The sequence below is a fragment of the Sphingobacterium sp. DR205 genome (assembly GCF_011064245.1).
GTDB classification, from domain to species: domain Bacteria; phylum Bacteroidota; class Bacteroidia; order Sphingobacteriales; family Sphingobacteriaceae; genus Sphingobacterium; species Sphingobacterium athyrii.
Window position 1 is genome coordinate 2,145,598 of record NZ_CP049333.1, and the last position, 12,699, is coordinate 2,158,296.

At 39.0% G+C, this 12,699-nt stretch carries 15 protein-coding genes and 1 pseudogene; 12 read left to right on the forward strand and 4 right to left on the reverse strand.

Translation table 11 applies throughout. The annotated features are described in order from the left end of the window. Positions 1-26: 26 nt before the first annotated feature. The 3 genes from G6053_RS08880 to G6053_RS08890 all read right to left on the reverse strand — a co-directional run bounded on the left by G6053_RS08880 (position 27) and on the right by G6053_RS08890 (position 1,658). Positions 27-497, reverse strand: coding sequence for a hypothetical protein (locus G6053_RS08880; protein WP_165306223.1), 471 nt, complete (start codon positions 495-497; stop codon positions 27-29). Between the two features lie 99 nt (positions 498-596). Then, positions 597-809: a hypothetical protein gene (locus tag G6053_RS08885; RefSeq protein ID WP_108632432.1), complete on the reverse strand. Its 213-nt coding sequence runs from the start codon at positions 807-809 to the stop codon at positions 597-599. A gap of 12 nt (positions 810-821) precedes the next feature. Beyond that, positions 822-1,658 (reverse strand): cold shock domain-containing protein, encoded by an 837-nt coding sequence (locus tag G6053_RS08890; protein WP_146190972.1) that lies wholly within the window; start codon positions 1,656-1,658, stop codon positions 822-824. A gap of 302 nt (positions 1,659-1,960) precedes the next feature. Between G6053_RS08890 and G6053_RS08895 the strand changes: the two genes are divergently transcribed. The 5 genes from G6053_RS08895 to G6053_RS08915 all read left to right on the forward strand — a co-directional run bounded on the left by G6053_RS08895 (position 1,961) and on the right by G6053_RS08915 (position 6,624). Then, positions 1,961-2,374 (forward strand): GNAT family N-acetyltransferase, encoded by a 414-nt coding sequence (locus G6053_RS08895; protein ID WP_108632430.1) that lies wholly within the window; start codon positions 1,961-1,963, stop codon positions 2,372-2,374. A 15-nt stretch (positions 2,375-2,389) separates the two neighbouring features. Then, positions 2,390-3,274 (forward strand): radical SAM protein, encoded by an 885-nt coding sequence (locus G6053_RS08900; RefSeq protein WP_165306224.1) that lies wholly within the window; start codon positions 2,390-2,392, stop codon positions 3,272-3,274. A 441-nt stretch (positions 3,275-3,715) separates the two neighbouring features. Then, the gene (locus tag G6053_RS08905; RefSeq protein WP_165306225.1) at positions 3,716-4,957 is read left to right on the forward strand and encodes a glycine betaine/L-proline ABC transporter ATP-binding protein; all 1,242 of its coding nucleotides are present in this window, start codon (positions 3,716-3,718) and stop codon (positions 4,955-4,957) included. Between the two features lie 2 nt (positions 4,958-4,959). After that, on the forward strand, positions 4,960-5,784 hold the full coding sequence (locus tag G6053_RS08910; RefSeq protein WP_108632421.1) for a proline/glycine betaine ABC transporter permease: 825 nt from the start codon (positions 4,960-4,962) through the stop codon (positions 5,782-5,784). 3 nt (positions 5,785-5,787) lie between these two features. After that, positions 5,788-6,624, forward strand: coding sequence for a glycine betaine ABC transporter substrate-binding protein (locus G6053_RS08915; protein WP_165306226.1), 837 nt, complete (start codon positions 5,788-5,790; stop codon positions 6,622-6,624). A gap of 95 nt (positions 6,625-6,719) precedes the next feature. On the opposite strand, the gene G6053_RS08920 is transcribed toward G6053_RS08915, so the two are convergent. Continuing rightward, positions 6,720-7,037 carry an ABC transporter ATP-binding protein/permease gene (locus G6053_RS08920; protein ID WP_108632419.1) on the reverse strand — a complete coding sequence of 106 codons (318 nt, stop codon included), beginning with the start codon at positions 7,035-7,037 and terminating at the stop codon, positions 6,720-6,722. Positions 7,038-7,183: 146 nt separating this feature from the next. Here G6053_RS08920 and G6053_RS08925 point away from each other — a divergent pair, with 146 nt between their 5' ends. From G6053_RS08925 to G6053_RS08955, 7 genes and pseudogenes are all read left to right on the forward strand, one after another. Continuing rightward, positions 7,184-8,164: an AraC family transcriptional regulator gene (locus tag G6053_RS08925; protein ID WP_165306227.1), complete on the forward strand. Its 981-nt coding sequence runs from the start codon at positions 7,184-7,186 to the stop codon at positions 8,162-8,164. 61 nt (positions 8,165-8,225) lie between these two features. After that, positions 8,226-8,447, forward strand: a pseudogene (locus tag G6053_RS08930) (hypothetical protein); the annotation flags it as partial. A gap of 272 nt (positions 8,448-8,719) precedes the next feature. Continuing rightward, positions 8,720-9,436, forward strand: a complete 717-nt coding sequence (locus G6053_RS08935) for a response regulator transcription factor (RefSeq protein WP_108632933.1) — start codon at positions 8,720-8,722, stop codon at positions 9,434-9,436. A gap of 28 nt (positions 9,437-9,464) precedes the next feature. Further along, positions 9,465-10,823 (forward strand): HAMP domain-containing sensor histidine kinase, encoded by a 1,359-nt coding sequence (locus G6053_RS08940; protein ID WP_108632416.1) that lies wholly within the window; start codon positions 9,465-9,467, stop codon positions 10,821-10,823. A 130-nt stretch (positions 10,824-10,953) separates the two neighbouring features. Then, positions 10,954-11,472, forward strand: coding sequence for a hypothetical protein (locus G6053_RS08945; RefSeq protein ID WP_108632415.1), 519 nt, complete (start codon positions 10,954-10,956; stop codon positions 11,470-11,472). Beyond that, on the forward strand, positions 11,459-11,959 hold the full coding sequence (locus G6053_RS08950; protein WP_165306228.1) for a hypothetical protein: 501 nt from the start codon (positions 11,459-11,461) through the stop codon (positions 11,957-11,959). Before G6053_RS08945 ends, G6053_RS08950 begins: the two co-directional genes overlap by 14 nt. Further along, entirely contained in the window at positions 11,943-12,692 is a 750-nt protein-coding gene (locus tag G6053_RS08955) for a YoaK family protein (RefSeq protein WP_108632413.1), read from the forward strand. The genes G6053_RS08950 and G6053_RS08955 overlap by 17 nt, the downstream gene beginning before the upstream one ends. The last annotated feature ends 7 nt before the right edge of the window (positions 12,693-12,699 follow it).

Below are 12,699 nucleotides of genomic sequence, written 5' to 3' on the forward strand. Positions count from 1 at the left end.
AAGGAGATAATTTGCGAAGATGGGTGTTATTTCCGGTATTTATTCGTCAAAAACCTGACAAGTCCAGTCATGGCTTTGAAGGCGAGTAAACCTAATCCTATACCCAAAACAATGCCCAGGCCGATGCCAATTAGAATAGCCATGTTATTGCTGTGCCAATCATAAACTGCATTGAGGAAAATGCAAAATATAACGGAAACTATAGTGCTGCCCACAATGGCTGAAGAAAGGAATAGGGTTTTGAATCCTTTGGTTACGGACCGCTGTTGTAATCCGACGATAACCGATGTTGAGATAATGCCAGCGCTAATAAGCAGGATGATTGTTGCTACAAAGAGTAAACCAAGAAGGATGCTTATGACCGTGAGTGCCAGAAACACGAATGAACCCATCAGAAGCAGTACCGCTAAAAAGTCATCGTCGTTACGGAAAGAGTCAATTATATGATAATGACTCGGTAAGAGTCTGATTAGTAATGTGAATAATAATTCTGGCATTATTTTAATTTAATTAATCTTACAGCTTTATCTTGTTTTAATGGTCGCTTTGCGCTAACTAAATTACTCGTTTATCTTAATATTTGAAAGACTGTTGTTTTATTTTTTTTCTTCTTGATTTAATTCTTCTGCTGTTTTTTTCGGTGTTCTCCCACTGTCGAATCCGCTGATAAATAGATAAGCAAGTAGGAAGAAGAGCAGTAAAATGGTGCCGATTGATACTGCTATTTTTTGAGTTATGGGCAGTTTGGAACGAATAATTAACATGAGTATAAGAACGAGTATAGCAATAAATACGATTGTTATTCCCATTCTCAATTCACCTTACTGCATGATTAGATTAATTTTCTCAATAGAATCTTCGTTTTCAAGGAAATCAATATAGGGAATCAAGGGCTCGACATCTTGCTTGTCCATTGTTTCCAAATCGTCAAATAATGCTTCTACAAAATCGTTACAGAAAGATTTACCAAAACTATAAGCCCTGATTCGTGTTAAATCGTCGTAATTTATCTCAGTTGCGTTCAGATTAAGCACTTCTTCTGGAATCTCATAGTCGCCATCGGCTGGATAGCCAATATACCTGAACATCCTTTCTTTCCAAACCCTGAATAAAATCTGATGTGAAACATGGTTTCCAAAGTATGAGAAAATCTGAGCGAGAAGTTCAGATGCTATTTCTTTTTCAAAAATACCTGAGATACTTTTGTCAAGCAATTCAGCATAAGCTAAGAAAATGGAGCTGTTGAAACGGACATCAAAATGAGAGGTCAACATGGAAACTACGTTGTCTTTGCCTTGGGTTCGTAATAATTGTCTTGCTGCTAATGAGGTGAGGTTGTGCTTTTGCTCGTGGCCGTGGTTATCGGGGATGAGTACAGTATGATCCTTTTCAAAGAGAGAGATGACAAATTTCCAATCTTCAGGTCTCTTGAGGATTTTACAGTTGTGGGCTAAGTAACCGCTCCGCTTGGGGTCAGACTTCTTGTCTCCGACTATTACCTCAGCAGGCTGAATAATATGCTCCGGAGGAATTTTAAACCTGCGTATATGCACAAAGAGTTCTTCTCCGGAAGGTAACGCAAGGGTACCAAATCCTTTGTTATTGTCGAACCATTTGACAGCGCCGATAAACATGGCTGGTGTTGAGTTTTGTTTCAATGCTATAAAGGTAATGAATTAAAATATTTATTATGCATTGAAAATTAAATATTTGCGATTATCCACTGAATATAGAGATTTTTTAGGGGTATTAGCCCCTCCGAAGTGATTTTCCGGCCGTGAAAATACAGCGAAAACCAGATAATTGAGCTAATTTAAGGAAAAATAGCGTGCTGATCCCCAACTGGAATTCGTATTTTAGAATAACTATTTATGTGTTTTTTAGTATTGTATAATCAATGCGGTTTTGAAAAATGTATTATTATGAATAATTTCATAGCGAATAAACTGATCATTTTACTATGCATTATCAAGCCGTATATCAGAAGATAGATTATAAGCGCTATCAATTTTTAAGGGAACACTCAGGGTTATCTCCAAAAACGGAGGAAGCTGCACGTCTAGGAATGGAAAATTCCCTATGCTGCGTGGCTATTTTAGATGAGGACAATGATAATGAAATAGTAGGTATGGGTAGGATTGTTGGCGATGGTGCTTGCCATTGCCAGGTCGTTGACATCTGTGTGCTCCCTGAACATCAGAAAAAAGGGCTTGGAAAACTGATTATGCAGAAACTTGATGAATATATGAATTCAAACCTCCCTGACAGCTGTTATGTCAGTTTGATCGCAGATGGTGTTGCTTTCCAGCTCTATGCGCAATATGGTTTTAAGGAGGTGTGGCCTGCATCAAGAGGTATGGGTAGAACGTTTTAGAGTGAATGGGATATTATGCGCCGTTTAATTGCGAAATCCATTCTCAATAAGACCAAACGAAGAGACCCTTGGTTTCTTGACGATTATACGCTGAATCCCTATAGTGGTTGCTCTTTCAATTGTTTGTATTGCTATATCAGGGGAAGTAAGTACGGGATAAACATGGCTGAAAAATTGAGTATGAAAAGCAATGCTGTCGAACTCTTGGAAAAACAGTTGTCTCTGCGTGCGCGAAAAAAACAGTATGGAATTATCGTTCTTTCTTCTGCTACAGATCCGTATCTGCAGCTGGAACAGTCCGAATTGCTTACCCGACAGTTGCTGGAAGTCATCCTGCACTATCGTTTTCCGATACATATTATTACGAAGTCGAACTTAGTTACCCGGGATTTTGATTTGTTAAGAGAGATTGATGCAGCGGCAATACTTCCTGAAGATCTTCAGTCAAAATTAACACATAAGGCGTTTGTTACCTTTTCATTTTCTACTATAGATGATCGCGTTGCCGGTATTTTCGAACCGGGGGCTCCCAAGCCTTCACTACGATTGGAAGCATTAAGGCAAGCGCGTGAACACGGACTCCATAGTGGAGTCAGTCTGATGCCACTGTTGCCCTATATATCGGATACTGGGGCGAGTCTGGAATTGCTATTTCAGACTTTTCAGACTATTGGTGCAAGTTATGTTTTTCCTGCTACGCTCGCCCTATACGGAAATGATCCTGCGGACAATAGCGCATTGGTCATGCGCGCTATCGGAAAACATTATCCTCAGCTATTACAAAAGTATCAGCGACTATTTGGTGCAGATGGAAAATTGCCGGATTACTACCGCCATGCTTTTGCAAATAAGGCTAGTTCGTTGTGTTCACAATATGGATTGCGGGATAGTCTGTTTTAGCAGTCACTAGCACCTATTTTTACTTTGTTTGGTGTTTTTTATAACATACTTACAGTGAGTTGTCTATGTGGTTAAAAAGGTGTTTAATTTATTTTTCGTACCTTTGTGCTGTCAAAAGACAGAATGGCGTGAGTTTATTCCGCTAGGACTGGAGCCTTTTTGAGGCACAGTCGAAGTTGTTCGTTGTACTTGTTGAAGTATATTTTGGAGCTATGTTTAGCATAGCTCATCTTTAAAAGATTAGTTTCTTTTTCATCGTTGCTCTTATCGAACCGAGAGTAAAGCGTCTTAGTTAATAAGTAGATTGAACTGAAGTTTAAAATTTCGATCAAACGAATTCAACTGTAGGGATATTTTATGTGAATGAAAACTACGTAGGTATGCAGCCTTAGTGGTTTACTCATGCTCTTTTGTTTTATTTATGTTTAAAAAAAATAAAAAATGGATAAAACTAGGAAGGTAAAGGTAAAAGTTGAAGATTTAACCATTGTTTTTGGTAAACAAAAGAAACAGGCTTTGAAATTATTGGACGAAGGATTTTCGAAGAAAGAAATATTAGAAAAAACGGCATGTACCATAGGGATCAACAAAGCGAATTTCGAGATCCATGAAGGTGAGTTTTTTGTGATCATGGGGCTTTCGGGAAGCGGCAAATCGACCTTACTTCGTTGTTTAAACCGATTGAATGAGCCTACCTCTGGAAAGGTATTTGTCAATGACGAAGATATTACCGGGAAAAATAATAAAGAGCTTTTGGAAGTGCGCAGGACAGAAATGAGTATGGTCTTTCAAAAATTCGGCTTGCTGCCGCATCATACGGTGCTGAGTAATGCTGCATTTGGACTGGAAATAAGAGGGGAGGACAAAGAATCACGTGAAGCAAAAGCGCAAAAGGCTCTTGATATCGTTGGATTGAACGGCTTCGAACAGCAATTGCCAGCTCAACTTTCCGGCGGGATGCAGCAACGCGTGGGATTGGCCCGAGCCTTGGCCAATGATCCTGAGGTTTTACTGATGGATGAAGCATTTTCGGCACTGGATCCTCTGATCAAAGCCGAAATGCAGGATCAGCTGCTTGAACTACAGGATACGCTACAAAAAACAATTGTCTTTATTACCCATGATCTCGACGAAGCCATCAAATTAGGCGATCGTATCGTCATTATGAAGGACGGAGTAATTGAGCAGATTGGTACTGCTGAGGATATCCTGACGAACCCAGCAAGTGATTATGTGAAAGCTTTTGTCGAAAAAGTGGATCGGAAAGCAATTATTACTGCAGGCTCATTGATGTTTGAGAAACCGACTGTTGTGCGGTTCAAAAAAGATGGTCCCGAAGGTGCTCTGCGCAAAATGCGTGCTTCAGGTATAGATATATTACCTGTCGTGGACGTGCATGATCATTTTTTCGGATTTGTGCATATCAACGAAGTGATCCAGTCGGCCAAGCGCAAAGAACCGACCGTTGAGGCCATCATTCACGCAAATGTTCCTACTGTATCAAAAGAAGTGACTGTGGAGGAAATGTTACCTCTGATATCAGAAGTGCGATCGCCCATTGCTGTGGTCAATGAACACAACCGTTTACTGGGAATCGTAACCCAGACTTCATTAATTATTGAGGCGACCAAATACAACGAAGAGGAAATCATAGAATTAAAAGAGCAAGCAAATAATCAATAGATATGAATAAAGTAATCGACATAGGACAATATATAGCCATCGCTGTCAATTGGTTGACAGACAATCTAAAACCATTTTTTGACCTGATCAAAAACACTGGAAATACGTCTATTCTTGGTCTTGAATGGTTATTGATCGCGACCCCGTTTTTCGTGATGATCGCACTTTTTACCGCATTGGCCTGGTGGAAATCCGGTAAAGGCGTTGCGCTGACCACATTCCTGGGATTGACATTGATCTATCTGATGGGATTTTGGACGGAAACAATGGAGACATTGGCTTTGGTGCTGGTCGCGACCGTGACAGCATTACTTATTTCTGTACCGCTGGGGATATGGGCGGCCAAAAATAAATTTGCAGCAAAGATCATCCGGCCTTTATTGGATTTAATGCAGACGATGCCTGCTTTTGTCTATCTGATACCAGCAGTACTGTTTTTTAGTATCGGAAAAGTACCCGGTGCCTTTGCTACGATCATTTTTGCCATGCCCCCAGCGGTTCGCTTGACCACGCTGGGTATTGATGGGGTACCGAAGGATATTGTTGAGGCTGCCCGTTCATTTGGAGCAACCAATCGGCAGATTTTATTTAAGGTCGAATTGCCTTTGGCAACTAAAACCATTCTTGCCGGGATCAATCAGACAATATTGTTATCGTTGTCAATGGTTGTTATCGCTGGGATGATTGCTGCTGGCGGTTTGGGCGAAAGAGTTCTTGAGGGAATCAATAATCTTGACATAGGCCTTGGGTTTGAAAGTGGACTATCCGTGGTGATTCTAGCAATTATTTTAGACCGGATAACACAAGGTTTTGTAAATAAAAAATAAATAATGATGAAAATTAGGATACTAGTATGCTGTGTAATCGTGCTTTTGTTTTCGGCTTGTCATAGTGGCAAGAAGAATAATATCATCCATATCGGGATGGTTGACGGTTGGGCAGAGGGGGTTGCGATGACCTATATTGCCAAAGCGATCATGGAGGAGAAAGGGTATCATGTGGTTATACAGCGTGCTACCCCAGATATGATCTTGGCTTCGATGAATAATGGCGATACAGATCTTTATATGGATGTCTGGCTACCTTTGACACATGGCGCTAAGGTAGCGAAATTCCCAAATCTAAAGGAAATAGGTACCAGTTATGCTTCCGCACGCAATGGTCTTGTAGTGCCCGATTATGTTTCCATTGATGATATCGGTCAATTGAAAGAGCATGAAGCAGCATTCAATAATAGCATTATTGGGATCGAAAAAGGCGCAGGGATTACAGCGGCTGTAGATCAGGTTGTTAAAGATTATGAATTGAATTACAGACACATAAATTCATCCACAGTGGCGATGATTACTGAGCTGCAAAATGCTATTAAGGATCATAGGTGGATTGTCGTGGCGGGTTGGCAGCCCCATTGGATGTTTGGTAAGATGAAATTGAAATTTTTAAACGATCCTAAAAAGACATTGGGAAGTACAGAAAAGATTAAAATCTTTGCACGCAAAGACTTTGGCGAAGATCAACCGGAATTGGCAAATCTCTTTTCACACATCCACTTTGATGAGGGGACGATGGCGGATCTCTTGGTACAAATGGAAGGAAAAAGAGATAAAGCTGATGCGGCAAGAAATTGGCTGGCGGAGCACCGTTCTTTGCTAAAAATCCCTGAATAGTTCCTAAGTTTAACTGCTTTTTCTAACCCCATTCGATTTTTTCAAATGGGGTTAAATTTTGCTTCCCCCTTCTTTACTTCCCGGTAGATAGCTCACTAAAATACGTCAGAACTCGAAATATCGATGCCAGATGTCGTATTTTGCGTGTTTTTTAAATATATCCGTGCTAAATTAATTTGTTGCTTTTGTTCAACAGAAAGTGGGTAGCGTTCATCATGGACAAAAGTGTCCAGGCCTTTAGGAAATTCCCAGGCAAAGTCCAGTACCATCGCTTTCTCTGCCGCATAAATAACATCAAGCTTACTCGCCAGAGGATTACCGACTTTGATATTATTATAGATGCTATCCGGGATTAAGTGCATGTCGATGTCATCTGTTAACGACAGCTCAAGATTGATATTTTTCTTTTGCATACGCCAAATGGTATTAAATAATTAAGAATCATTCTAAATAAATTTGTAATTTAGTCAAAGATAATAGGAAAAGTACTATCGTCGGGTATGCAATGAGGAGTAAAAAGTCCGTGAAAAGGAATAGTTGAAACTTAAAGAAATATGGAATGGGATTAAGACTTTATGATATTGATTCGGCTAGTTTATTGTTGGAAAGAAACTATCCGCAGAGGTTCTTTTCAAGCGATGCCGGTATTCAGGAATGCGTCACACAACTGGAAGCTCCATTTGGTGAAGGCTATTACAAAGAAATCTTTTTTGATGGAGTCCATATTGGCTTTGGTCATGCAAATCTGTATGAACGGATACTGTTTCGTTTTGAAAGTGACTTTGAGACGGTTGAGATGCATTTTGCATTGAAGGGGAGAAGCCGGGCTGCAGGGGAGATGTTAACTGCAGCCATAGATTTTGGAACTTACCAACACAATATTCTTTACGGCAATTCGCTCTGTGGTCAGATGCAATGGGAGTGTGAGGAATTCCAGATATGTGAGATAAATTTAGCTCCGGATTTTTTTAAGAAATTTTTACCCGATAATTCCATCTTATTTAATGACTTTAGAAATAGTATTGAAAAGGGAAAATCTGGCTTATTGACAGATATTAATAGAAGAATTACCCATGACATGCATGCTATTATTGATCGTATCATAAATTGTGAACGTAAGGGTATTTTTAAAAAAATATTTCTCGAAGCGAAGATCATGGAATTATTGCTGCTTCAGTTGGAGCAGTTAGCCGACAATAGCCTTTCGAACACGACGCTTAAAAAGTCTGATGTCGATAAAATCTATGCGGTCCGTGAATTTCTATTGAATAATATGGATTCAAATAACACACTTGTCAATCTGGCTCATCTGGTTGGGACAAATGAGTTTACATTAAAGAAGGGCTTTAAGGAGCTTTTTGGTACAACAGTTTTCGGTTTTTGGAATGACGCAAAAATGGAACATGCCAAAAAACTCATCCTAGACAAAAATATGACCATTGGTGAAGTCTCTGATGCCGTTGGGTATAAAAATCAGCGTCATTTTTCAGACGCTTTTAGACGAAAATTTGGATTTCCACCAAGCAAATTGAAAAATTAATGCGGATATTTTAATCGATCTCTGATGGGATACAGGATAGACGGATCGGTTAGCTTATGTTGCTGCCGAATTTTCAACCGTTCGAGGAATACGAAACTATTTGCGTAAGGATCTTGGTTGGAAAAGGGAAGAACTTTACGTTTATTCCTTTTGGAAAATTGGTGTCGCAGAGGATAAATCCGCTAACAAACGTCGTAAGAAGAGCGAAGAAGTCAATTCACAAGTGAGCTTAGCAGAGCATAGCGCTAACCGTCATATAAATAGGAATGGGGGCTACGTCTAAAAACCAATAAACCATGCACTGATTAAGGTTAAAAAATGAACTATAACAGATAATTCCGTAAAGTAAACTGCCGTATTACTTGTTATACAAATATAGTTTTTCAATTTTTATTCCTGTATATGATGCGCTGTTTGCGGAAACAATCACTTCTTTTGATATATCTAGCCCTGCTGCCCTTTATCACGGCTAAGGGATTTGTGTCTATAGTATCAAAACAGTATTTTTATGGTTTGGATGCGGAGCGATAACAGGAAAAATAGATTATGACGAATATGGAGGAACAAAAAATTATTTTGGTTGAAGACGAGCAGGACGTTGCAGATTTAATCGTTCAGGGTTTAGGGGAAGAAGGTTATAGGGTGATTCATCTTGGACGCTCAGAAGGACTCGAACAATTATTGGCCAAACAAGATGTTGCTCTTGTTCTGTTGGATATTCTTTTGCCGGGTACGAATGGACTTGATATCTGCAAACAGATTCGGCAATGGGGGTATACCGATTTGCCAGTCATGATGTTAACAGCACTTGGGACACCCGAAAATGTGGTTCTCGGACTTGATAATGGCGCCGATGACTATCTTTCCAAGCCATTTAAACTAATCGAACTCAAGGCCAGAATACGTTCGTTGATCCGTAGACAGCAATCCATAGTTCAGGCAACACAACGCGAAGCACAACCTTCGAAAGATACATTTAATTATGGGTTTCTAACGATTGATGATTACAAAAAAGTTGCCTATTGCGAAGGTCAGGAGCTTAACTTGACAAGTACCGAATATCGGTTACTTCTACTATTCATTCAAAGCCCTAAGAAAGTATTTGAGCGTAGTGAGTTGCTGGATAAAATATGGGGAATTAATTTTGATATCGGATCAAATGTCGTTGATGTATATGTTAATTACCTACGAAAGAAAATCGAGAAGGTAACCAACAAAAAAGCGATCCATACGGTTATCGGAATGGGCTATGTGTTAAAAATCGAAGACTAAATTGGTTAAGAATGCAGAATAGGTTAAAATGAATAATTACAATAGGAAACTCATCTATCTAATAGCAATATTAGTTATATATGTCAGCTGTTTCGTTGGCTTTATCTTTTATTCGATTACAAACTTTGCTTTTACGGATTTCTATAAACGCCTGGATCTGCGGAGAAATATTGCGGCGGAAAAATTCCTCAATGGTAAATCTGCATCTCAAACGGATCAGTGGAGTTTGGATTTTATAGAAAATCTAAATAATCAACATGAATTTTTTGTTGAATTTGATAAGAACGGGGAGATTTTAAGAAGTCAGGGCTTTCATTCAGCGTTATGGGATAAAATTAATAAGACCGGAACATCAAATTTCAAAGCTGGACATCAATTCTATTCGACAAAGTACTTCTCAAAAAACAATAAAAATTATATTATCGGTGCATCGGCTGAAAATTACTTTTATACACATCACTTGGCTTACCTGCGTAATTTGCTCATTATTAGTTTGATTTTGGGTATCCTCTTTATCTCGTTGGTTTCAGTATTCATGAAACGTTCATTTTTGAAGCCTATCCTCACAATGATGAAAGAAGTCCAGCAGATTGGTTCTGAGAATCTCGATAAACGGCTTGACGAAGAGAAATATAAGGGTGAGCTTCATGATCTGGCATTTACATTCAACAACATGTTGACGCGTTTGGAAACTTCATTTGAAACCCAGAAAAACTTTATCAGTAATGCTTCACATGAGTTGAATACGCCGCTGACCTCAATAATCGGACAAGCTGATCTGGCGCTCTCGAAAGAAAGAACAGTTGATGAATATCAACGTACATTGGGTAAAATTATTGAATCAGCTGAACATTTAGAAAAAAAGACCAAAGCACTTTTGTTGTTAGCCCGCACAGGTTTTGTAAGCAATTCAACAACGTTCAATCCTGTTCGTATAGACCAGATTGTTATGGATGCCGAGTTGACGGTTAAAGCCATCAACGATAAATTTAAAATTACGACTGATTTTAGTCTGTTACCTGATGATAGTATGCGGCTTAAAGTCAATGGAAATGCAATTTTACTCCAACTGGCATTATCCAATATCATTAGCAATGCCTGTAAATATTCCTCTAATAGGACAGCTTATATCGCTCTGGGGGCGTTGGATAATAAAGTGTTTATTCTGATAAAAGATAAGGGAATCGGGATTCCTTCAAAAGAATTAGAATATATTTATGATCCCTATTTTAGGGCTTCCAATACGAGTGGAATCGATGGATACGGTATCGGCCTTCCATTGGCGAGAAATATAATCAAACTACACGGTGGAACATTGAAGGTTAATTCTGTGGTTGGTGAGGGTACAACCGTAGAGATTGAACTGCCAACATACATTCGGTTTTAATCTCATTTTAATTCGTGCTGTATTTTTAATCTCATTTTAATAAGTCTGTTAAAATTCTAATGGAAAGCTAATTCTAGCTTCATGCCATTGCCATGCGCGCCAATTAACTTTGTTAAAAAAATAATTGGGTATGGCAAAAACAACGCGTGTATTGATTCCAAGTGATTTTACAATTGATTCTCTTTTTTTTGTAATCCATAGCATCGAGCAGTCTCAGGCCGAACAGCTGGATATTATTTTGGTTTACGGAAATAAGAGCAGCACTTCAATCAGTGAGTTATTAGGAATCACACTGGAGGACCGGCTCAATGATCTTCAATCTGAAGACTTTTTAAAGGCTTGTCAGATGATTTGCCATCGATATGAAAACCGCAAACTGAATATTTACGCAGATATTATCGGTACAGACAATCCCAATTATTTACATCATTATCTGACTGGAGCGCGAATTGACGAGGTCAAGATTCCTACGGATTATCAATTTGAAAAAAGAACGAGACATTTCTTTGATGTTGGACAGGCATTGCTGCATTTGAACAAGACTAAGCGTAAGCATGTGAATATTGTCGAAAAGCCGGCAACGAACAAAACGGGAAGGAGTGTCTTGGCGGATTTATTTTTTAATAAAAAATGGGATGTTAATTACTAAAAGAAAAATACTGGCGAGATTCAACTTTGTTTTTTTGGCACTGTTGCTTTTCGGGGCGTCGTCAATGGTTATGCTTTATGAAAACCCCGAGAGGCTTTTGGAAGGAGAGTGGGAAGAACAGGGGTGGTACTTTGAAAAGGTAGAAAAATCACCAACTTTCAAAAAACAGGCGATTATCCACGAAGAAATTAAGGATGCTGCGATTGCACATCTGCCGCCACTACAGGATGGCCTTTGGCACTTTGAAAGAATGGGTGAGAAGAATTTTGTTGCCCACCATAAGGATAAACAATATAACTGGTTTCTAAAAGGAAGGGGACATATCCTTGAGCTGCGTAAAAATAATGAGCTTGTAGAAAGCTTTATTATTCAGAAACTGAATAAAAACCAGCTCGTCTTACATCTCAACCTGGATATGCAAACTAAAGGAATAGCACGTATCGTGCTGAAAAAAGGAGGAAAGGAAAAATATGCTAAGGAAATATAGCAACCATCGGACGATTCAAGACAATATTAAGCTGGGTGGACTAACGGCATTTTCAGCCGGCATGGTCAATGTTGCTTCTGTTATTGTATTTTTTTCCTTTACATCTAATGTAACAGGATATTATGCCGTTTTTGCACAGGAGATAGCGAAAGGAAACTGGTATCAGGGCGCTGTTGTTTTGTTTTGGATCTTGTTGTTTTTAATTGGAAGCATGTTTTCCAATTTGATTATCATCCATGGAAAGGGAAAGTTCAGCGCATACCTGACGCATTCGATACCATTGGTGCTGGAGATATTAAGTATATTATTTGTCGGGATATACCTCGATCTTTTTTATGAAGATTCGCTAAAGGAAACCGAAATATTGGTCGGAGCCTTATTGTTTGCAATGGGCCTGCAAAATGGACTGACGGCGAGTATATCCAATTCCGTTGTGAAAACAACCCATTTGACGGGATTGACGACCGATTTGGCGATATTGATATCCATGTTCACCAAAGAAGCCAATAGAAGCAATAAAGATTTGGTGGATAAGTTTCATTTGTTGCTGACCATTGTCACAAGTTATGTAATAGGAGGACTACTCAGCGGAATTTCCTTTAATTACCTGTCCAATAAAACATTTTATGTCGTTTGTTTCGTGTTGCTGATTATAGGTTTGTATGATCATTATAAACTATATCTGCTCAAAAAGCAATTCGTAAAACGTCATCGCGAGGTATTGGTCTCCTAAATTTTTC